Origin of the sequence: Thermosulfurimonas dismutans (genome assembly GCF_001652585.1) — a bacterium.
In the GTDB taxonomy this organism is placed as follows: domain Bacteria; phylum Desulfobacterota; class Thermodesulfobacteria; order Thermodesulfobacteriales; family Thermodesulfobacteriaceae; genus Thermosulfurimonas; species Thermosulfurimonas dismutans.
On sequence record NZ_LWLG01000002.1, the window covers coordinates 158,914 to 179,166 of the forward strand.

Annotated in this window: 20 protein-coding genes and 1 tRNA gene; 11 read left to right on the forward strand and 10 right to left on the reverse strand. The window is 46.0% G+C overall.

All coding sequences use genetic code 11. From position 1 onward, the window contains the following. Positions 1-6 precede the first annotated feature (6 nt). Positions 7-627, forward strand: coding sequence for a signal peptidase I (gene lepB / locus TDIS_RS02910; RefSeq protein ID WP_068669124.1), 621 nt, complete (start codon positions 7-9; stop codon positions 625-627). On the opposite strand, the gene TDIS_RS02915 is transcribed toward lepB, so the two are convergent. After that, positions 628-1,797 (reverse strand): PD40 domain-containing protein, encoded by a 1,170-nt coding sequence (locus tag TDIS_RS02915; RefSeq protein ID WP_161939462.1) that lies wholly within the window; start codon positions 1,795-1,797, stop codon positions 628-630. A 117-nt stretch (positions 1,798-1,914) separates the two neighbouring features. Here TDIS_RS02915 and TDIS_RS02920 point away from each other — a divergent pair, with 117 nt between their 5' ends. After that, positions 1,915-3,087 (forward strand): 3-deoxy-7-phosphoheptulonate synthase, encoded by a 1,173-nt coding sequence (locus TDIS_RS02920; RefSeq protein ID WP_084270921.1) that lies wholly within the window; start codon positions 1,915-1,917, stop codon positions 3,085-3,087. Next, positions 3,053-3,742: a type 1 glutamine amidotransferase gene (locus TDIS_RS02925; RefSeq protein WP_068669127.1), complete on the forward strand. Its 690-nt coding sequence runs from the start codon at positions 3,053-3,055 to the stop codon at positions 3,740-3,742. The genes TDIS_RS02920 and TDIS_RS02925 overlap by 35 nt, the downstream gene beginning before the upstream one ends. Here the strand turns inward: TDIS_RS02925 and rsmA are convergent. Together rsmA and tsaD are read right to left on the reverse strand one after the other, a co-directional pair. Further along, positions 3,707-4,579 (reverse strand): 16S rRNA (adenine(1518)-N(6)/adenine(1519)-N(6))-dimethyltransferase RsmA, encoded by an 873-nt coding sequence (gene rsmA / locus TDIS_RS02930; protein WP_161939463.1) that lies wholly within the window; start codon positions 4,577-4,579, stop codon positions 3,707-3,709. The genes TDIS_RS02925 and rsmA overlap by 36 nt on opposite strands. Then, a complete protein-coding gene (tsaD, locus tag TDIS_RS02935) occupies positions 4,545-5,555 on the reverse strand; it encodes a tRNA (adenosine(37)-N6)-threonylcarbamoyltransferase complex transferase subunit TsaD (RefSeq protein ID WP_068669129.1) in 1,011 nt (336 codons plus the stop codon). Before tsaD ends, rsmA begins: the two co-directional genes overlap by 35 nt. 54 nt (positions 5,556-5,609) lie before the next feature. Here tsaD and radC point away from each other — a divergent pair, with 54 nt between their 5' ends. From radC to TDIS_RS02955, 4 genes are all read left to right on the forward strand, one after another. Next, on the forward strand, positions 5,610-6,338 hold the full coding sequence (gene radC / locus TDIS_RS02940; RefSeq protein ID WP_068669131.1) for a RadC family protein: 729 nt from the start codon (positions 5,610-5,612) through the stop codon (positions 6,336-6,338). After that, positions 6,335-7,990, forward strand: a complete 1,656-nt coding sequence (gene ispH, locus TDIS_RS02945) for a 4-hydroxy-3-methylbut-2-enyl diphosphate reductase (RefSeq protein ID WP_084270923.1) — start codon at positions 6,335-6,337, stop codon at positions 7,988-7,990. The genes radC and ispH overlap by 4 nt, the downstream gene beginning before the upstream one ends. After that, positions 7,991-8,452 carry a tRNA adenosine(34) deaminase TadA gene (gene tadA, locus TDIS_RS02950; RefSeq protein WP_068669135.1) on the forward strand — a complete coding sequence of 154 codons (462 nt, stop codon included), beginning with the start codon at positions 7,991-7,993 and terminating at the stop codon, positions 8,450-8,452. 1 nt (position 8,453) lies between these two features. Further along, positions 8,454-8,547 (forward strand) — tRNA-Ser (locus TDIS_RS02955). Positions 8,548-8,561: 14 nt separating this feature from the next. Here TDIS_RS02955 and TDIS_RS02960 read toward each other — a convergent pair. After that, positions 8,562-8,864, reverse strand: coding sequence for an MTH1187 family thiamine-binding protein (locus TDIS_RS02960; protein WP_068669137.1), 303 nt, complete (start codon positions 8,862-8,864; stop codon positions 8,562-8,564). Positions 8,865-9,131: 267 nt separating this feature from the next. Here TDIS_RS02960 and cooS point away from each other — a divergent pair, with 267 nt between their 5' ends. From cooS to TDIS_RS02985, 4 genes are all read left to right on the forward strand, one after another. Beyond that, on the forward strand, positions 9,132-11,039 hold the full coding sequence (cooS, locus tag TDIS_RS02965; RefSeq protein WP_068669139.1) for an anaerobic carbon-monoxide dehydrogenase catalytic subunit: 1,908 nt from the start codon (positions 9,132-9,134) through the stop codon (positions 11,037-11,039). 93 nt (positions 11,040-11,132) lie between these two features. After that, positions 11,133-11,816, forward strand: coding sequence for a LytR/AlgR family response regulator transcription factor (locus tag TDIS_RS02975; protein WP_161939464.1), 684 nt, complete (start codon positions 11,133-11,135; stop codon positions 11,814-11,816). Between the two features lie 227 nt (positions 11,817-12,043). Then, on the forward strand, positions 12,044-13,438 hold the full coding sequence (locus tag TDIS_RS02980) for an ATP-binding protein (protein ID WP_244147468.1): 1,395 nt from the start codon (positions 12,044-12,046) through the stop codon (positions 13,436-13,438). After that, on the forward strand, positions 13,431-14,117 hold the full coding sequence (locus tag TDIS_RS02985) for a response regulator transcription factor (protein WP_068669148.1): 687 nt from the start codon (positions 13,431-13,433) through the stop codon (positions 14,115-14,117). The genes TDIS_RS02980 and TDIS_RS02985 overlap by 8 nt, the downstream gene beginning before the upstream one ends. Here TDIS_RS02985 and TDIS_RS02990 read toward each other — a convergent pair. The 6 genes from TDIS_RS02990 to TDIS_RS03015 form a co-directional block, all read right to left on the reverse strand. Further along, positions 14,080-14,967 carry a 4Fe-4S binding protein gene (locus tag TDIS_RS02990; RefSeq protein ID WP_068669149.1) on the reverse strand — a complete coding sequence of 296 codons (888 nt, stop codon included), beginning with the start codon at positions 14,965-14,967 and terminating at the stop codon, positions 14,080-14,082. The genes TDIS_RS02985 and TDIS_RS02990 overlap by 38 nt on opposite strands. Further along, complete coding sequence (locus tag TDIS_RS02995) at positions 14,967-15,530, reverse strand: 4Fe-4S dicluster domain-containing protein (RefSeq protein ID WP_068669151.1); 564 nt, start codon at positions 15,528-15,530, stop codon at positions 14,967-14,969. The genes TDIS_RS02990 and TDIS_RS02995 overlap by 1 nt, the downstream gene beginning before the upstream one ends. After that, positions 15,531-15,818 carry a chaperone NapD gene (locus TDIS_RS03000; RefSeq protein ID WP_153303738.1) on the reverse strand — a complete coding sequence of 96 codons (288 nt, stop codon included), beginning with the start codon at positions 15,816-15,818 and terminating at the stop codon, positions 15,531-15,533. Positions 15,819-15,900: 82 nt separating this feature from the next. Next, positions 15,901-18,303 carry a molybdopterin-dependent oxidoreductase gene (locus TDIS_RS03005; protein ID WP_068669156.1) on the reverse strand — a complete coding sequence of 801 codons (2,403 nt, stop codon included), beginning with the start codon at positions 18,301-18,303 and terminating at the stop codon, positions 15,901-15,903. 21 nt (positions 18,304-18,324) lie between these two features. Next, entirely contained in the window at positions 18,325-18,699 is a 375-nt protein-coding gene (locus TDIS_RS03010; protein ID WP_068669159.1) for a cytochrome c3 family protein, read from the reverse strand. Positions 18,700-18,762: 63 nt separating this feature from the next. Further along, a complete protein-coding gene (locus tag TDIS_RS03015) occupies positions 18,763-20,247 on the reverse strand; it encodes an alginate export family protein (RefSeq protein WP_084270925.1) in 1,485 nt (494 codons plus the stop codon). Between the last annotated feature and the right edge of the window lie 6 nt (positions 20,248-20,253).

The following is a 20,253-nucleotide window of genomic DNA, read 5'->3' on the forward strand; positions in this document are numbered from 1 at the left end:
CCTTTAGTGTCACAAAAAAAGGATTTTTGGGACAAGGTTTGGGAATGGGTAAAGAGTATTGTCCTTGCTCTCATCCTGGCCCTTTTTATCCGGACCTTTTTCGTACAGGCCTACAAGATCCCATCCGGCTCCATGATACCCACCCTTCTTATCGGGGATCACATCCTAGTTAACAAATTCGTTTATGGGGTAAGAAATCCATTTAACAGAGACCTCTGGATAAAGGGACGCCTTCCGAAACGCCAGGAGATCATCGTTTTCATCTATCCCAAAAATCGAAAACTCGACTTCATCAAAAGAGTCATCGGCCTTCCTGGCGACGTGATCGAGATCCGAAACAAGCAGGTTTGGGTCAATGGCCAGCCCTTAAATGAGCCCTATGTCCAGCACACCGATCCCAAGATCCTACCTCCGGAATTGAGTCCCCGGGATAATTTCGGCCCGGTAAAAGTTCCTCCTGGGCATCTTTTCGTGATGGGAGACAATCGGGATGAGAGTTACGACAGTCGCTTTTGGGGGTTTGTGCCCATTAGGGATGTCAAGGGTAAGGCCTTCATCATCTATTTCTCTTGGGATCCCAAAAACTTTCACATCCGTTTTCGGAGGATCGGACGACTCATCCATTGATTAGCGAATATTACTCCAGGAAGCGAAACTAATATTGTCTCCAGGAAGATACAACCTATGGACAGCCCCGTTAGCCAAAAAGAGATATAGTCCCCGCCCTTCAGGCCCACGACCAGAAGCTAAAATAAAGTTCCCGTTGGGACCAAAAACGGGGGCCTCATAAGAGCCCTCCTCGCTTATGGCTACCGGTAAGCCTCCCTCGGGATCAAGAGTAAAGAGTACAAAACGTCCCTTGACGTTTCCAGCATAGACGATTCGATCCCCCCTAGGTGACCAAGAAGGTGAAACATTGTATTTTCCTGAAAATGTTAGGCGTCGTGTCCCACCGGTTAAAAAATCATAAATGTAGATCTGAGGGCTTCCAGTACGATCAGATACAAAGGCCAGATATTTACCATCCGGGGAGAAACTACCGCCGGTGCTTACTCCTTGTCCATAGGTCAGACGTCGCAAAATCCTTCCTTTAAGGTCGATCAAATAAAGGTCTGGGGCCCCGTCCTTGCTCAAGGTTACCACCAGGCGTTTCTCGTCCGGATGCCAGACCGGAGACGAATTCAACCCCGGATAGGCCGAGACCCTGCGTATTCTACCTGAAGACAATTCAAGGACCATGACTTCCGGGCGGCCCCTTTCATAAGAAACGAAAGCCAGAAGCCTGCCGGAAGGGGAAAGACGCGGAGTCAAAATAATGGGAGCTTTATAAACCACACGTAAGCCATAGTGGTCGTAATCCATCACGCATAGTTCGTCCCCTTGAGGGGTTCGTCTCACAAAGGCCACTCGAGAATAGGCCACTCCCGGGAAACCGGCCATCTTCTCTACTGCTTGATCCACAAACCGATGGATCATATAACGGCCGGCCTCTATGGGCCCTTGGAAGGCTTTATAGAGGAGGATCTCTTCGGTAAATAGATCCTCCAGTTTTAAGGATACCTTAAAAGCAGGGGATAAGGAGAGAATCTCTCCGGAAATGAAATATTCTTTCAAATGGGCCCCTCTTACCGGCGGTTCCCTGAGAACATCGAAGACCAGGTGGAGTTTGAGATCTTGCTCAAGTACAGTGACCAGACGGTGAGAGACCTCTCGCGGTCCTTTTATACCCGAGAATCTTACGGGAATGGGTGAGAAAGTGGGTTTGTCGATGACAACTGTAATCTCTTCGGCCTTCAAAAGAGAGGCCCAAAAAATAGCGAAACAAAGCGCCCAAAACCAAAGCCCCTTTTTGACTCTCTGAAAGTTCAGGTTTATCATTGTCTTTGAATATAGGCAAAAGAGAGGGGAAGTCAAATGATCATCATCCTCAAGCCCGATATCGATCCCTCCGGACCAGAGGTCAAACAGATCCTAAACACCCTACATTATTATCAAGGTGTCCAAACGCGCATTTCCGGGGTCACAGGTAAAGAAAGGAAGGTCATCGAAATCTACGTCATTGGTGACACTTCCCGTATCCCTGATGAAGAGGTAGAAAGGCTACCGGGAGTAGAGAAAGTGGTCCGGGTCTCCAAAAAGTATCGCCTTATTGGACGCCATAGGGAAGATTTAGAAAGTCTAGGATTTGAATACAACGGTCTTTATTTCGATCAGGATTCCTTTCATATTTTTGCGGGCCTATGCGCCGTGGATACTCCCCAGAATGTAGAAAAAATGTTTAAGGCCTTGAGAGAAGTCGGTATTACCACCTCTCGTATGGGGGCCTATAAACCCCGCACCAACCCTTATTCCTTCCAGGGACATGGACGTAAATGTCTACCTTGGCTTTTTGAACTCGCAGGGAAATACGGCGTCAAATGTATAGCTATGGAAGTCACCAAGGAAATACATATTGAAGAGATTTATGAAGAACTGGAGCGGGCTGGACGCCCTACCGGGGTAATGCTTCAAATCGGAACTCGAAACGCTCAGAACTTCGAACTTCTTAAAGCCGTAGGCAGTCAAAAGGAGTTTCCTGTACTTTATAAGCGCGGCATGGGCATAACGTTAGAAGAATCACTCAATGCCTGTGAATACATAGCCAGCGAAGGCAATCGTAACATTATATTTTGTCTTAGAGGAGTCAAAACCAATCTTGGAGACCCTCATCGCAACCTGGTGGATTTCGCCCATGTACCGGTAGTCAAAAGTCTTACCCGTCTTCCCGTTTGTGTGGATCCTACCCATTCCGTAGGCCGAAGACACTTCGCCCCCGACGGTATTCAGGAAATATTTCATATCGCTGCTCAAGGGGTCATCGCCGGGGCCAACGCCATCCTGGTGGAATTTCATCCCAACCCGGAAGAGGCCCTTTGCGACGGTCCTCAGGCCCTAACCCTTGAGGAATTGCCTCATTTTGTGGAGGATATGCGACTAGTGCGTGAGGCCTATCTGGCTAGAAAGGCCTTGGCTCAAAAGTATGCCCATAGAATTATATCCCGGGAGGCTCACAATGGTTTGTCACTACCTTCAGCATGTGCCTTTTGAAACTCCTAGAGCCATCTTCGAGTGGGCAAGGGATAGAGGCCTACAGATCTCCGGGACTCGTCTTTTTTTGAACGAATCCCTTCCCGAGTCCTTGCCAGATTTTCTCATCATCATGGGCGGCCCCATGGGAGTTCACGATGAAGATCGCTATCCATGGATGCCTGAAGAAAAGGCCTATATCAAAAAAAGTATTGAAAATGGGATCAAGATCCTGGGGATCTGCTTAGGAGCTCAACTTTTAGCCGAACTTTTAGGCGCAGAAGTCACCAAAAACCCTTACAAAGAAATCGGATGGTTCCCGGTACGCTTAACCAAAGAAGCCCTGGCTCATCCTCTTTTTGAGGGTTTCCCCGAAGAATTTCAGGCCTTTCATTGGCATGGGGAGACCTTTGCCATCCCAAAAGGGGCTATTCCCCTAGCCTATTCCGAAGCTTGTCGCAATCAGGCCTTCCTCTATCAGGAGCGTATTTTGGGGCTTCAATTCCATCTAGAAATGACCCCTGAAGGAGCAGCCGAGCTCTTAGAAAACTCCAAGGAAGATCTTGAACCCGGCCCTTATGTCCAGAACCAGGAAGAAATTCTTGGCGAGCCCTCTCTCTATCACGAGACGCGTGAGCTTTTATTCAAGCTCCTTGATCGTTTTATAAGACTCTAGCCTTCGAGCTAACAACAGATACTTCTCAGGAGGCAAGGCTTCTGCCCTTATATCAAGAGGAATATCTAGCTCTCGGAAGATAACTTCTAAAAGACCGGGCTCAACCTTGAGAAGAGAAAGGTTGCGTATAAGTTTCTTTCGTCTGCGAGAAAAAGCCGTCTTTATAAGACGGAAAAGATCAAAGGGGCAATCTACGTCCCTAAATCTTAACTTTATCACCGCCGAGGCCACTTCCGGTGGAGGATAAAACTGAGCTGGTGAGAGGTTCATAAGCCTTTTGGCCTCGGTAAGAAGTGCGGTGAGTACCGAAAGGATGCCATAGAGTTTGGTTCCAGGAGGCGAGAGCAGGCGGTCAACCACCTCCTTTTGAAACATGAAAACGCAAAGCGCTATGGCCTCGTGACGCTCGTAAAGCTCGAAAAGCAAACGACTCGAAAGGTAATAGGGAAGATTCCCAAAAAGAACAAGCCTTTGGCCCACTTCTCTGGAAAGCTCCAGATAATCCAGCTTCAGGATATCTCCTCTACGCACCTCCACGTTTGAAGGCAAAAAGGCTTCCCTTTCAAGGATGGCCATAAGTTGGGGATCAATCTCATAGGCGATGACCCGTCGAACTCTCTGGGCGAGAGCATGGGTAAGGATCCCCAATCCGGCACCGAGCTCAACTACGGTGGCCTCTTTGTCTACTCCCGAAAGCTCCACTATCCTTTCAGCCACCTCATAGCGGGCCAGAAAATGTTGCCCCAGGGACTTTCGAGGACGAAGGCCATGACGGGCAAGTAATTCTTTCGGGCCCGGCGGTTTAGCCCGGATATCTAGGAAACTGGCTTCGGGCATAGACATCGAGTTTGAGATCCGCGGTATTGCCGGCCATAAACTCATAATAACCGGCAATGGCCACCATAGCGGCGTTATCCGTGCAGTAAACCGGAGGTGGAAAGTAAACCTCAAGGCCCTCGGTTTCGGCCAGCTTTGCGAAACTTTCTCTGAGTCTACGGTTGGCGGCTACTCCTCCTGAGACCACTAACCTTTTAAGGCCTAGTTGTTTAAGAGCCCTTCGGGACTTTTCCATCAGGACTTCGCAGACCGCAGTCTCAAAGGCCGCACATAGATCGTGTACCATAAAGGCTCGGCCGCTTCGAACCAGATTCAAAACCGCGGTTTTAAGTCCTGAAAAGCTGAAATCCAGATCCGGACTGTCCAGCATGGGGCGAGGAAGGTCGATCTTGGAAGCTTCTCCAGTTTCCGCCAAACGACTGATAAGTGGTCCTCCGGGATACCCCAAATCGAGGAGCTTAGCCACTTTATCGAAGGCCTCCCCCGCAGCGTCATCGCGGGTCTGTCCCAGGAGATAATGCTCGGTCGGAGATTTTACTAGGAAAAGGGCTGTGTGCCCCCCGGAAACCACAAGACTTATAAAGGGAAATTCTATCGGCTTCTCAAGAAAGATAGCCAGGCTGTGGGCCTTCACGTGGTCTACCGGAGAAAGGGATTTGTTGAGACCATAGGCCAGGGCCTTCGCAAAGGAAACCCCGACGACGAGGGAGCCTACTAGCCCCGGACCGTTAGTCACTGCCAGTAAATCTATGGCGGAAAGCTCTACCCTGGCTTCGCGCAAAGCCTCCTGACATAAAGCATAGATGACCTCCACATGCTTACGGGAAGCAATTTCAGGCACTATGCCTCCAAAAGGCCGGTGGAAAGCCACCTGCGAGGCCACCAGGCTCGAACGGACAGATAAGCCTTTTTTCCCCACTTCCACCACCGCGACGGCGGTCTCATCACAGGAACTCTCTATACCAAGTACTAACATGACGTATAATATAGCATCTTGAGAAAGGGTTTCAGCCGACGACCTTAAAAGCTTATGAAAAGTTTAGATGAATTTCGAAAACGGGTAACCGGACATCGGGAAAGGCTGAGGCGCCGTTTCCTGGAATACGGACTCTCGGCCTTTACGGATGAAGATATCCTAGAGATGTTACTGGCCTTTGGCACTCCGCGAAAAGACACCCGAGGGCTGGCCCGAGAACTGCTTCGTCGTTTCGGAAGCCTTCCGGAGGTCCTTGAGACCCCTTTGGAGAAACTCACCGAGGTCCCGGGAATCGGAACCAAAAACGTTTTGCCTTTGAAATTCGTACACGAAGTTGCCCGGAGATATCTTCGACGTCGCATAGAGAATCGGGAATACATTCGGAGTGCCAGAGAAGTCTACGAATATCTGGCACACGAGCTTGCCGACCGCCCGCAAGAAATTTTCAAGGTCCTTTTTCTTGATTCGCGAGGGAGGATCCTTGCGGTAGAGGAACTCTTTAGAGGAACCCTTAATGAAAGCGCAGTCTATCCGCGGGAAATATTCTCCAGAGCCTTAAACTTCAAAGCCGCTTCCTTAGTGCTGGTTCATAACCATCCCAGCGGCGACCCCTCACCTTCCTCCGAAGACGTCTCCCTAACTCGCAGACTCATTTTGGCGGCTCAGGTCCTTGGTCTCCAAATTCTAGACCATGTTATTATAGGTCGTGAGGGTTATTTCAGTTTCGCGGAAGAAGGACTCATCCACACCATCAAGCAAGAACTTGCTAGGGTGAAACTATGAAAGTTCAAATTGCAAGGAAGGCTGGTTTTTGTATGGGGGTAAGACGGGCCATGCGCCTGGCCCTCAAGGCTGCCGAGACCTCGGGGAAACCGGTTTACACCTATGGCCCTCTCATCCATAATCCCCAAGCCTTGGAGCTTCTGGAAAAACTCGGCATCCGAGATCTCAAAAAAGTGGCTAGGGCCGAAGGGGGTATCGTTATCATCAGAGCGCATGGTATTCCCCCTGAAGAAAAAGAAGAACTCCTCCATTCAGGCTTTGAGGTCGTTGATGGCACCTGCCCCAGGGTGGCCAAAGTTCAGGCCCTGGCCCGAAAGTACACTCAAGATGGGTATCAGGTCGTTATCATAGGAGACAAGGATCATGCCGAAGTAAAAGGCATTCTGGGCTATACCTCCGGAAAAGGTATAGTAGTAAGCAACTTCCAAGACCTCGAAAGTCTTCCGCCCCTAAAAAAATACGTCATTCTCTCTCAAACCACCCAGGACGAAGAAATCTTTGAACTCCTTTCCCAAGAGATCCTCTCAAAATATTCCGGAGGTCGGGTCATAAACACCATCTGTCATGCTACTCACGTAAGACAAGAAAGTATCCGAGAGCTAGCCCGAGAATGCGAAGCCATCGTAGTAGTAGGAGGCCGAGGAAGTGCCAACACCAATCGCCTAGTGCAGATAGCTCGGGAGGAAAATCGAACAGCCTACTTAGTAGAAACCCCGGAAGAACTTCCATTGGAGGAACTCTCTAAATTTCAAAAAATAGGGGTCAGCGCAGGCGCTTCCACCCCGAACTGGCTTATAAACGGGGTGGTAGAAAAACTGGCGGCGGCCGGAAACCCTTTGCGGAAGCTATTATGGATCCTCCTCAACTCCCACCTGATCCTTGCCGGTGGCCTCTCGGCCTTATATGCTGGAACGAGCCTATGGTTGGGGTCTGGACCTAAAGTGCCCCTTTTATTGGCCGCCTTTTTTCTGGCCTTTTTTGCCCATACCTGGAACTCTCTGGTAGCCATAGGTCCCCTTTCGCTGTGCAATCCTTACAAGGCCCGGCTATTCAAAGAACACGAGCGCCTTTTGGTGATCTTGACTTTACTTTCCCTTGCGGGGGCCCTGATCTGTACTTTTCGTGCCGGACCGGGTTACTTGATATTAACCGCTATTTTAGGGGGATTATGTGCTCCTTATAGCATTTCTCCTTTAAGAAGGATGTTTCTCGGGAATCGAACCATCTTCATCGCTCTCTTTTGGACCACCGTAGCTCTCCTATTTGCTTTGAACTTTCCTGTGCCTATCCAAAACCTCTTGATCTTTGGCGTTCTCACCTTAACGCTTTCGGCCTTTCGTGCCCTCTATATTGACCTCATGGATCTCTTTGAAGACGGTTTTCTGGGACAAGAATCCTTGGCGGCTTCATTGGGAGAAAAAAGAGCTATTTATACTCTTGGCTTTCTCATCCTCATTGGTGCAACCTCCACTTTAGGAGCTATAAAGGCCTATGGCCTCAAAGCTCTTGGTCTTTTACCTCTATGGTTATACGGGATCTTCCTGGTATTTGTTCTCCGAAAAAAACCCCTTGGCCAGCGATTAAAGCTTGAATACCTCGGAGAAGGCTTGATCTATTGGTATTTAATACTGAGCCTTCTTGCGACAAAATAAATGGTCTTTTCCGAAAGGGACCTATACTTCATGCGAGAGGCCCTGCGAGAGGCTGAAGCTGCAGCCCGGAAGGGAGAGGTCCCCGTAGGCGCGATCCTGGTTTCAGAAGAAGGAGACATTCTTGCTCGTGCCCACAACCAACCTATTTCCCTCTGTGATCCTACCGCTCATGCTGAGATCTTGGCCCTAAGGGAAGGAGCCAAACGGCTGGGAAATTACCGCCTCCTCGGTACTACGCTTTACGTCACCCTTGAGCCCTGTCCCATGTGCGCAGGCGCGCTGGTTTATGCTAGAGTAAAAAGATTGGTCTTCGGAGCCAGGGATGCAAAATCCGGGGCCTGTGGTACTATATATAACATCGTAAATGATGAGCGTTTAAACCATAGGCTTGAGGTTATTTCGGGGCTATTAGCGGAAGAAGCTGCGAGGCTTCTGCGAGATTTCTTCAAAATCCGGCGGTAACGGAGGGGTGCCCGAGTGGTCGAAGGGGGCCGACTCGAAATCGGCTGTGCGGGCTAAAACCCGCACCGGGGGTTCGAATCCCTCCCCCTCCGCCAAAGCCATACCTACCTCAGGAGCAAAGTTTTTCTTTTACGCTTTTTATTTTGGTTCCTAGATGGACTTCCTTATCTCGCCTATCGTCTATTTTTAAAACCGTGTAAACTCGCTGGACCCCAGCCTTAAAGGGAACCTCGTGAAGCTTTTTGGCTATATCCAAAAGCTTAGCAATCTCGCCCTCGATAATGGTCCCCATATCGGTTAAAGTGTAAGGAATACCTTTTTCCTTTAAATATTTCTCCATTTCTGCTATGTATTTACTCAAACTCGTAGATCCTGTGCCCAAGGGAACGACACTAATTTCCATAAGGGCCATGACTACCTCCTTATAGAGTAATCTTAGACTTTATTATCTCAGACTTATCGCTGAACTTTAAGTCGTAGCACCGAGAGACTTCAGCTACGGTTGCTACATACAACCTGTTCAGTCCTTGAGAGGGACCGCTTCGGCAAAAATTTTTAGATATTTTATCCACCTATTTTGCATTCCGTGAACTTATAAGGCTATTAATCAATTTTTACCTCTCCACTTCATAGATCTCCGGATATATAGAGTCCAATAACCCGTATAAGGAGGTTCATCATGAAAAAAGTCAAAGAGAAAAAAATCGAAGAAATGAGTATCGATCCAGCCGTTCAGGAAATTTTACAATTAGCCTCGGAAAAAGGCTATGAAACGGTTTGGGATAGACTGAATTCCCAATCTCCCCACTGTAAGTTCGGTCTGAATGGTCTCTGCTGCAAAAACTGCATTATGGGGCCATGTAGAATTACGCCAAAAACTACGACCGGGGTCTGCGGGGCCGAAGCGGACACCATTGTTGCCCGCAATATAGTGCGTGGTATTGCCGCAGGAGTGGCGGCCCATTCTGATCACGGTAGAGCGGTAGCCATTCTCCTAAAAGAAGTAGCCTGCCAAGAAAACAAAGATTACACAATATTTGATACCGAAAAACTTAAAGCCGTGGCCACCAAACTGGGAGTTGATACTGATAGAGATATTCATGAAATCGCCAAGGATGTAGCTGAGATTGCTCTTAAGGATTTTGGAAAGCAGGACGATAAACCGCTCAAATTCCTTGCCTCTTATGCCCCGAAAAAAAGACTAGAACGGTGGCTGGATTTAGAGAAAAAACTTTACTCTGAGACCGACAAGAAAACGGGGGTTATTCCGCGAAATATTGACCGAGAAGTGGCTGACAGTATGCACCGCACCACTATGGGAGTCGATCACGATCCTCTTTCTTTGTTGATTCAAGGCGTAAGAGCCTCTCTTGCCGATGGATGGGGAGGATCTTTAATCGCTACCGAACTTCAGGACATCCTTTTTGGCACTCCTCGGATCAGAACTATCATGGCTAACCTTGGAGTAATCTCTCCAGATCATATCAACATCGTGATCCACGGACACGAGCCCATCCTATCTGAAAAAGTAGTTGAAATCGCAAATACTCCCGACATGCAGAAGTTGGCCCAGGAATATGGAGCTAAAGGAATCAATGTCGTAGGTATGTGCTGCACAGGAAATGAAATCCTAATGAGACAGGGAGTACCAGTAGCGGGAAATGAACTCCATCAGGAACTGGCCATCCTGACCGGAGCCGTAGAAGCTATAGTAGTAGATGTCCAGTGTATCTATCCTGCTCTAGGCAAGTTGGCCAAATGTTTCCATACGAAGTTCATTTCGACCAGCGATCGAGCCAAATTTCCGGGATCGCTTCACATACAGTTTGAAGAAGAACACGCCAACGAGGTGGCCAAAAAGATCGTTAAAACCGCTATCGAAGCCTTTCCGAAAAGAGATAAAAGAAAAGTACACATACCATCTTTCAAATCTGAAGCCGTAGTGGGTTTCAGTAATGAACAACTCCTAAAAATTCTTGGTGGCAGTCTAAAACCCCTTGTCGATGCTATACTGGCCGGAGACATCAAAGGAATAGCGGGTATCGTAGGATGCAATAATCCTAAAGTAAAACACGACTATTACCATGTTACTTTAACCAAAGAATTAATTAAACGAGATATCCTTGTTATCGGAACAGGATGTTGGGCCATCGCAGCCGCAAAGGCCGGATTAATGCGTATTGAAACTCAAGAACTGGCCGGAGAAAGGCTAAGAAAAGTCTGCAAAGCTTTGAATATTCCGCCGGTCATTCACATGGGCTCGTGCGTAGATTGTTCCCGAATGCTTACCCTAGCAGGTGCTATTGCAGATTATCTTGAGGCCGATATATCAGACCTTCCATTGGTTGGATCGGCACCTGAATGGACTACCGAAAAGGCGGTCTCTATTGGAACCTATTTTGTAGCTTCTGGAGTCCCTGTTCATCTTTGGCCTGCTCCTCCTATTTCGGGTAGCCCCAAAGTGGTAAGCCTTTTGACCCAAGAAATTAAAAATCTCTTAGGCGGTTACTTTTTTGTAGAAGAGGACCCGATCAAAACTGTGGACATCATGGAAGCGATAATTCAGGAAAAAAGAAAAGCCTTATGAAAAGGCTTAATCTGCATATAGAATTTAGACAGGGCAGATGCTATAATTTAAAAAATATCTGCCCTGTCTTTTTAAAAAATGTTTTCTGTAATATTGAATTATTTGCGCCATAGTTTTAATGTAGGAATAGTTATTTTCGACGAAAAATTTAATATTCTTTGTACTAATGAAACCATAGGAAAAATCGTAGACTTCCATTTTAGTCATGACAATTTGATAAACCTTTTTGATATCCATTCAGAGGAAGCCTTCAAAAAAATAAAACAAATGGTAAAAGAAGCCAGAAATGATCGCAGAAGCGATAATTATGTTTTAAAAATCTTTTCCAAAAAAGGAGAACGAGATACAATTTTACTCGGAAAAGTCTTTCTCCTTGACAGTCAATGTCAAAACCAATTTATCGCTTTGCTTTATGATGTCACAGATCTAGTAATGGAAGGGCACAAAACTATCGTAAAATTACCTGCCTATGAAGGCAATGATCTTCTCCTTTTAAATGTAGAAAATATACATTTTTTGAAAGCTGCAGGGAATTATACTGAGATTTTTTGTGATAACAAGATATATTTGAGTCCTCTTTCTATGGCTAAAATAGAAAAAAAGTTAGATCCTCGTCAATTCATCAGAATTCATAGGAGCTTCATTGTAAACATTGACAAAGTGAAAAAACTCATCAAAGCAGATGGCAAATATCGCGTTTTATTACAAAACGATCACAACTTACCTCTAAGCCGAAATAAAACTGATACTTTTCTAGAAATGTTTGGTTTGAAATAGTATATCTCTTTGGCGTAGGCTAGATTAACAAACTGGAAGGCTATATGATTTCGAAATACCCTTGCCTTCCTTCACAAAGAAAGCTATTTTAAACAAAAATGGCGCCCTTTAGGCTTTCTCTCCCCTGCAAAGGACTGGCTTGTAAAATTCTTTGCGGAAGTGGATTGGCAATTCTAATCCCTTTTATTTTCTTTTTCGTCTTTCTGAGATATCACGACCAAAAATGGATGGAATATGAACTTCGATCACAAGCCAGGGCTATTTATAGGTTGATAACTGTTACTAGACAATGGATATCATGGCATGGAGGTATTTATATTAAAAATGATGACAATTTTCAACTTTTAACTCCTTCGCACTTTGTAAGAGATCTTTCTTTGTTTTCCAAAAACAATCTACCTTATACTATAAAAATAGCCGTAGAAAATCCCAAAAATCCAGCTCATGAACCGGATGAGTTTGAAAAAAAAGCTATAGAAATTTTCAAAAATAGAGGACGTGAATATTGGAAACTAGAAAAAAATCTTTATAGATATGCAGCTCCCCTTACGTTTAAAACCGAATGTTTAAGTTGTCACCGATGGTCCAAAGAAAAGACTATTGCAGGCTGCATAAGCATTTTATTATCTACAGATAAAATCAAGCAACATTTAATTGAAAGACGGCGCATAATAAATACTTTCTTTATTTTAACGTTTGCTTCAATGATAATTAGCCTGTCATTACTTATTAGAAAGTGGGTTTTAAATCCTCTAAATAAATTCAAAGTCGCAACTCAAAAAATAAAAGAAAGAAAATATATACAGGTAGAAATAAAAACAGAAGACGAATGGCATGAACTAGCAGAAACGTTCAACGATATGATCAATAAAATTAGGAACCATCAAGAAGAATTAGAAGCAAAGATCAGAGAAGCTACAGAAAAGTTGAGGACTGCGTACGAAGAGCTAAAGAAAACCGATCAATTTAAGAGTGAATTTTTTTCAAACATTTCCCATGACCTAAAAACTCCTTTAAGTGCCATCAAAGGCACTATTGACTTTCTCCTCCGAAAAAATCCCCATGATCAGCATTTATTGATTGCTCAAAAGAATGTTCACAAACTACTCCAAATGATTAACACCATCCTAGACATTACAAGATTAGAGCACGGACAACTGGAATTAAATAAGGAGCTTTTCGATTTGCGGGAACTTGTTGAGGAGGCCTGCGTAGCCCATCAGCCTTTGGCCTGGGAAAAAGACATCAAAATCTCCTGGGAAATACCTCCTCATCCTTTGTGGGTTGAGATTGATCCTGAAAGGATGTACGGTGTAATTTCAAACCTTATCGATAATGCCGTCCGATTTTCTCCCCCCAATACTGAAGTCATAGTTAGAGCTTTCAAGGAAAACGATAACCGTGTTCTTTTAGAGGTGGAAGATTACGGTCCTGGAATAAACTCGGAAGAAAAAAATCGTATCTTTGAAAAATTTTATCATAAACGTTCGGGAGGATTGGGTTTGGGATTAGCCATAAGTTATGGTATTATAAAGGCCCACGGAGGAGATATTTGGGTAAAGGACCCGGAAGGCCACAAAGGAAGTATTTTTGTTATAACTTTACCCCTAAAAAATGCCTAAAGAACGCATCCTTCTCATAGAAGACGATCCGGACTTGCAGAAAATACTGAGTTCCCAATTTGAACTCGATAATTATACGGTAGAAGTAGCTGGCAGTGGCAAAGAAGCCCTTGAAAAAATAAAAGACTTTCAACCCGAACTTATTATTCTGGATCTCAACCTTCCCGACACCGATGGTCTCAAACTCTGTAAAAGTTTGCGCTCTATCACCAAGGCCCCTATTATCATCCTTACGGTAAGGGATAACCTTTCGGACAAACTAAAAGGGTTTGAAATGGGGGCCGACGACTACCTCACCAAGCCCTTCGAATATCTTGAACTGGAGGCCAGGGTCCGTGCCTGCCTGCGCCGGGCGAGGCTCATAAGTCCCCAAAAAGAAGAACTTGACTTCGGGCACTTTAAGGTCATCCCCGCTAAACGGGAGGTATGGGTAAAGGACCAAAAGGTTCACCTTACCAGGAAAGAGTATGATCTATTAGAACTATTCATCTCCCATCCTGGCGAGGTCTTAAGTCGCGACTTTATCAAGCAGGAAATCTGGCCCAATAAAGAGATTTATCCCTGGAGCCGCACTTTAGATGTCCATATCAAAAGACTACGAGAAAAGATCGAACCCGACCCCGAAAATCCTAGATATATCATTACTCACCCTGGAGTGGGTTATCGTTTTGAACCTTAGAATTTCCAGTTTTAGATTTTTCATTTAAGGGTTTTAAATAATAATTTCTTTTCCAGTAGAAACTCAAAGCTCCAGTAGGACAGTAATCCACACATTCCCCACAATTCCAGCAATAAGGACTATAAGAACCTCCTCGATTGACGGGTAATCCCATAGGGCACACCTTTTCGCATATTCCACATTGGGTACATTTCTTACTTCTCAGTCTAACTTTCAACTTTCTTTTATGTCCAATGAAGGATAGCAACCCTCCTAAGGGACAAAAATATCGGCAATAAAAACGACGGGTAAAAAGATGTAAAAAAAGGATGAGCAGTACTATGAGACCTTCCAGAGCTAAAGAATGAAAAATAATACCCAACATGAGTTCTCGACCGACAAGACCAGGAGGAGAAATAAAAACAAAAATAGGGAAACCCAATATCATAGAAAGAACAAACTCTCCAATCAAAGCAAACCAAATAATTTTCAAGGCAAGAACAATCTTATCCTTCCACGTAAGAGGATTAAAATTAAAAAATTTTTTTCTTATTAAATCAATAGTTTCATGCAGAAAACTAATTGGACAAATCCAAGAACAAAAGACACGCCCTAAATAGAAAGCTACTATAATAGGTATAGATATTCCAATAAGGGAGGGCAAATAAACATACTTAGAAATCAACAAACTCTCCAAACCTTCGAGAGGAGAAACAATCCATAACCTGCCTATCCCAAGAGATTGATACCATCCTTGAACGAAAGTGAAGTGAAAATACAAGTTAAGAATAGGAGTCAATAAGATCAACAAAAAAGCTGCACTTAAAGAAAGGTAACGCCATTTACGATATTTTGTCCGTTTTCTAGGCATTATTTTGAAGCCTTAAAGGCATAAATTGGCTCTATAACTATAGCCTTTGGTTTTACAGGACAAGAATAGGTACAAAGACCACAGCCCACACAGGCCTCTGGAACAACTATCGGACGCAAACGGTCCAACTTAATAGCCTGTTCTTTAAAAGGACAAGCGTTATAACAAGATCGACATATACCCGTTCCGTTCCAGGTTACACATAAGCGTCTGTTCACTCGAGCAAGTCCCATACGGACTTCTTTCTGAGAGACCTTTTGTAAAGTTCCTGTGGGACACACCTTTACACATCGCATGCACAAATAACAGGGGATCTTTTCGGCATAGATTACGGGAGTACCGGCATAAAATCCATGCTTGATATCCAAAATCTTTATGCTCCTATAAGGACAACTCTCGGCACAGCGCCCACATCGAATACAACGAGAAGCAAAAAAATCCTCGGGGATGGCTCCTGGAGGCCTTAACACGTTAGTTTTAATCGGAGAAGATGTAAATTCTCCCGGAGCACATCCTACTAAAATTCCCGTGGCCAAAAATTTTAAAAACAATCTCCGATCCATTTACTCCTTCCAAGGCCTCTCTGGGACGTATTCTCCTTTCTCTATTCGTTCAACCTCGTCTTCCACATTGAAATAAGCTACATTAACCGAAAGCACCCCTTCTATCTTTTTAGGCCATTCCTTTACTTCTTTTTCCATTTCCTCAAAAGTATCCCCTTCATAAACCACTACCATTTCTCCCTTATCGTTCCAGCCGTGTATCTCCAATCCGGAAACTTTAGAAAGGGAAGATTTTACTTCTTCCAATTTCTCAGGAATGAAACAGATCACCAAACCGGCAACAGGCATTTTCACCTCACCTCTCAAAAAAAGCCGGGCATAAAGCCCGGCCACGCATCCAAAAGGGCGGGGGACATCCCCCGCCCTTGGCCTACATTTTATGACCTACCACATAGGGTCTGAGCGGTTTGGGGCCGGATACCTTCCGAATTCGGCAGGCACAGATCTTGAATTCCGGTTCTTTCGAGCCAGGATCGAAGGCGTCTTTGGTAACCCGATTGGCCATACGCTCTTCATGCATATCATGCCAGTAAATGAACACCATGCCCTCAATCGGCCCCTCATAAACCTTTGCCGGAAGCACGATCTTGCCACGGCGGGTTTCAATTTCGACCATGTCGTTGGGATTAATACCCAGCCTTCTGGCGTCCTTGGGATTGATCTCTACGTAAGCATAAGGGTTGGCCCGTAAGAGTTCCGGAATACGGCCAGTCATACTGCTGGTGTGCCAGTGATCAATAACCCGTCCGGTGGACAGGAAGAACGGATATTCAGCATCCGGCTCCTCAGCCGCACCCTTGTAAGGCCTAAGCCAGATATAGAGTTTGTGATCCTTGTGGGCCGGACCATAAAAGACATAAGGATCATCGCCCTTAGCATGCTTGTCTGCCAGAGGATCGATACCCCTGACGAACTTTTTATAGGTTCCTCCCTTGAGGGCGTGTTCCTTAGTAGGCGCCGGCCATTGCACCCCGTCCGGACGCTGTTTAAGCACCTCATAGGTGACTGCGGAAAGGTCATTGTCCCGACCTTTAGTTAGTTTCTGACTGTATTCTTCCCAAATGGCCTTCGGAAGTTCATACCCCTCCTCAAGGCCTATAAAGGGTTCTACACACTTCTTAATCACAGGGTCGTTAAGTTCCTTGGCCAGCCGAAGAGCCCACTCCCTTACGATCCAGACCTCGGGCTTGGCCTCTCCGGGAGGATCTATCACTTTGACCGTAAGCTGTGAACGACGCTCGGTGCATCCGTAAACACCGGTCTTTTCAAAATGAAACGCTGTAGGGAGAACCAAATTGGCAACTTCCGTGGTCTTGGTAGGGAAGATGTCTGTAACCACTATAAAAACATCATCGCGCCGAAGACCTTTACGATAGAAATCACAATTAGGAAGACTCTGGGCCGGACTAGTACAGTTGATCCACATAGCCTTGATTTTGCCCTCATTCACCGCCCGGAACATGGCAATGGTATGATATCCAGGCTTGGCCGGAATACGACCACGGGGTACACCCCAGAGATCCTCTACCTCGTGACGAAGTTTATCGATCTTAACCGGTCGGTGAGCTGGAAGGATATGACAAAGTCCGCCCCCTTCACGCACACCTCCACAGGCATTGGGCTGCCCAGTAAGAGAGAAACTGTCCGCTCCAGGTTTACACAACTGCCCGGTTAAAAGATGGAGGTTGTGAATCAGATTGTTGGCCCATACTCCTCGGACACGCTGATTGATCCCCATGGTCCAAAGAGACATAGTAGCCTTGGACTTGGCAAACCAGCGGGCCGCAGTGCGAATCTTTTCCGGAGTAATGTTTCCACCACAAATCTCAGCCGCCCTTTCCGGGGTGTACTGTTTCAGAAATTCCTTGTATTCCTCAAAGGATACATCTTTGGGAGGTTTACCTAATTTAAATTTGCAATACTTTTTAATAAAGGTTTCATCGTAAAGCCCTTCCTCAACAATCACGTAGGCCATAGCATTTAGAAGAGCCAAATCCGTCCCCGGACGGAACTGGAGATGGAGGTCCGCAATTCGGGAAGTAGGCGAAACCCGTGGATCGGCGTTGATGACCTTGACCTCGTCGGGCTTGGATAACTTGCGGTTCATCACCCGCCGGAAGAGAACAGGATGACACTCCGCCATGTTGCTTCCAATGATGAAGAAACAATAGGCCTTCTCGATGTCGGCGTAAGATCCGATAGGTTCATCGGCCCCGAAAGAAGTTAGGTAACCTCCAACGGCACTGGCCATGCAAAGCCGGGGATTACCCTCTACGTTGTTAGTCCTTAGACCGGCACGCATCACCTTTTGAAAGATATAGGTTTCCTCCGTGAGGGCCTGACCGGAACCGTAATAAGCTACCGAATTGGGACCGTGGTTTTTGACGGCTTCGGCAAACTTTTTAGCAGCAATATCTAAGGCCTCTTCCCAAGAGATTTCACGAAAGGGTTGATCCTTGCGCTCACGATAGAGAGGTTTCTTGAGTCTTTCAGGATGGTGAATTATTTTATAAAAAAGCATACCTTTCATGCAAACATAACCTTTATTGGTTGCAGACTCGGGGATACCTTTAATAGCTACAGGTTTTCCTCCCTTGAGACCTAAGTAAACCCGGCACCCTACTCCGCAAAAACGGCACACACCGGGTTTCCAACTATCTACATCCGCAGCCTGGGCTGCGTCTTTCATGCTTTTAGGAAGCTCTATACCAACCAGGGAAGCCGCTGTTAATGCGGCCGTCCTTTTAATAAATTGTCTTCTACTAAGCTTCATAAAACACCTCCTTACGATGAATTATTCAGCATGCTTTTTGAAAAAATGGGGACTATGGCACTCCCAACAAGCTTTATCCTTAGGACAATTGTCGTAGGCATTGGAATGACAGGTACGACAAGTCTCCCGAGTAGGCTCATGAAAGGTCTCAAAGGTTCCATGACACTGGAAACATTTGACCATAGCAAGACCATGACGAGACTTAAACCATTCTTCATAAACCTCAGGGGTAGCCTCCTTGTGGCATTCACTACAGGCGATCAACTTTTCATCCTCCGAGAGCTCAGGATGAGCAACCGCTGGCTTTTCCGCAGAAGGTGCCGGCGCTTTCTGAGGAGCACAGGCAAAAACAAGAGCCGTTAAACCTAACAAAAGTATCCCCAACCTTGTCTTCATCACTACCCTCCTTAAAAAAGAAGATTTAGGGGGAGGCAAAATACCTCCCCCCTGTCAATTAGCTTAGAAAGTGAAACGCAGTTCGGCGTAGAAGAAAGTTAGATCCTCGTCTTTGGCGTAATTATCCTCGACAACATCATCCCCCCAGATATGGCTGAGATAGAAATCAAGCCCGACCTTAACACCATTGTATTGATAAATGTCCTTAATAAATACCGAGAGATCCCACATGGTAAGAAGATCGTCGCTCTTTCCAAGGTGAGCTCCCTTGGTGGCGTAACTCAGCACATCGGGACGCATCATACCGGAGCCGAGGTACCAGTAGTCTTCCTTTTCGGTAAGATCCACAAAGTGGACATCCGAACGCACCACCACCTTCTTATGGGGTTTGAGAATAACCTGAGCCATCCAGTAATTGGTGTTCATAAAGGTGTAAGAGGGGGTAAGGGAGTATATCCTCAAAGTGGGAATCATCATGAAGAAGGTCTCATGATCGCCATCATTAGGATCATCGTCGCCAGTACCATAGAAATAACCCACACGGAACCAGGGCTGCCAGGGGAGATTCTTAAACTTGTAACCGGCCTCAATGGCTATGGCATAAGCATCATGATCCAAAGTAGGATTGCGTCCCCAAACTCCCCACTGGTAGCCTCCCCAGAGGAGGAAGTCGGCAGTGCCAGGCCCAATATCATAGGCATAGATAAGATGACCTCCGATCATATTGACTTCACAATCACCAAGGCCGTCTCCACCGGCAAGCTTCCTCTCATCGTTGTAGTAGTAATAGAAAACCTGAGCATCCAGGTTGGGAATATAAGGATTGGTGTCTTTAAGGCTCAGGACCGCAGTAATAATGTCAATGTCGTGAGTGGACTCCCCGTTCATTTCTGGATCATCCCGACGGAGATAAAAACCACCCGGAGTGGGATGCATGTAAGAGATGGTAAGATTCCAAGGATTAAAATCGTAAGAGAGCACACCACCGTCAAAAGCCCGGCCCACACGCGACCAATCAAAGGGACCGATCATGCGCTGAGAAACGCGAACCTTTTTCACCCACTTGAGGGTTCCATTTTTGGGAAGACCACCTTCTAAGCCAGATAGATAGAAGAAACGTCCGAGCTTGACACTTAGGCCCGGAACCATTGGCGGTTTAACCCGGACCCAGGCCTGAGAAATGGCCCCATAACCAATATCCGTAGCCTTATTCGGATCCGTACCAAAAGCACCATTGAATTGATAATAAAGCGCCCCCAATCCGAACTGCCCATCATCAGGAAGATTAAAGAATTGGGTCCAATGTAACTGCGCGTAAGCATCCACTACCGAAGAAGTAAAACCGGCACCGAAACGCATCTTGCTCGAAACGAAGGAATAATCCTCATCTTTTCCCGCAGCACCACTATCGAAAGTCTCCCAGTACTCATACCTGATCTCTTCCTTAAAATCCAACCTAGCTTTAATCTTGCCCTCGACCGTATAGGCCAGGGCCCCAGAGACCCAAACAAGAAATCCTACCAATGCCAACCATGTCCATCTCTTCATGACTTA

Coding starts and splice junctions, on each gene's coding strand:
- TDIS_RS02920 (WP_084270921.1), top strand. CDS start 1,915: ATGATCATCATCCTCAAGCCCGATATCGATCCCTCCGGACCAGAGGTC.
- TDIS_RS02925 (WP_068669127.1), top strand. CDS start 3,053: ATGGTTTGTCACTACCTTCAGCATGTGCCTTTTGAAACTCCTAGAGCC.
- rsmA (WP_161939463.1), bottom strand. CDS start 4,579: ATGCCCGAAGCCAGTTTCCTAGATATCCGGGCTAAACCGCCGGGCCCG.
- tsaD (WP_068669129.1), bottom strand. CDS start 5,555: ATGTTAGTACTTGGTATAGAGAGTTCCTGTGATGAGACCGCCGTCGCG.
- radC (WP_068669131.1), top strand. CDS start 5,610: ATGAAAAGTTTAGATGAATTTCGAAAACGGGTAACCGGACATCGGGAA.
- ispH (WP_084270923.1), top strand. CDS start 6,335: ATGAAAGTTCAAATTGCAAGGAAGGCTGGTTTTTGTATGGGGGTAAGA.
- tadA (WP_068669135.1), top strand. CDS start 7,991: ATGGTCTTTTCCGAAAGGGACCTATACTTCATGCGAGAGGCCCTGCGA.
- TDIS_RS02960 (WP_068669137.1), bottom strand. CDS start 8,864: ATGGCCCTTATGGAAATTAGTGTCGTTCCCTTGGGCACAGGATCTACG.
- cooS (WP_068669139.1), top strand. CDS start 9,132: ATGAAAAAAGTCAAAGAGAAAAAAATCGAAGAAATGAGTATCGATCCA.
- TDIS_RS02980 (WP_244147468.1), top strand. CDS start 12,044: ATGGAATATGAACTTCGATCACAAGCCAGGGCTATTTATAGGTTGATA.
- TDIS_RS02985 (WP_068669148.1), top strand. CDS start 13,431: ATGCCTAAAGAACGCATCCTTCTCATAGAAGACGATCCGGACTTGCAG.
- TDIS_RS02990 (WP_068669149.1), bottom strand. CDS start 14,967: ATGCCTAGAAAACGGACAAAATATCGTAAATGGCGTTACCTTTCTTTA.
- TDIS_RS02995 (WP_068669151.1), bottom strand. CDS start 15,530: ATGGATCGGAGATTGTTTTTAAAATTTTTGGCCACGGGAATTTTAGTA.
- TDIS_RS03000 (WP_153303738.1), bottom strand. CDS start 15,818: ATGCCTGTTGCCGGTTTGGTGATCTGTTTCATTCCTGAGAAATTGGAA.
- TDIS_RS03005 (WP_068669156.1), bottom strand. CDS start 18,303: ATGAAGCTTAGTAGAAGACAATTTATTAAAAGGACGGCCGCATTAACA.
- TDIS_RS03010 (WP_068669159.1), bottom strand. CDS start 18,699: ATGAAGACAAGGTTGGGGATACTTTTGTTAGGTTTAACGGCTCTTGTT.
- TDIS_RS03015 (WP_084270925.1), bottom strand. CDS start 20,247: ATGAAGAGATGGACATGGTTGGCATTGGTAGGATTTCTTGTTTGGGTC.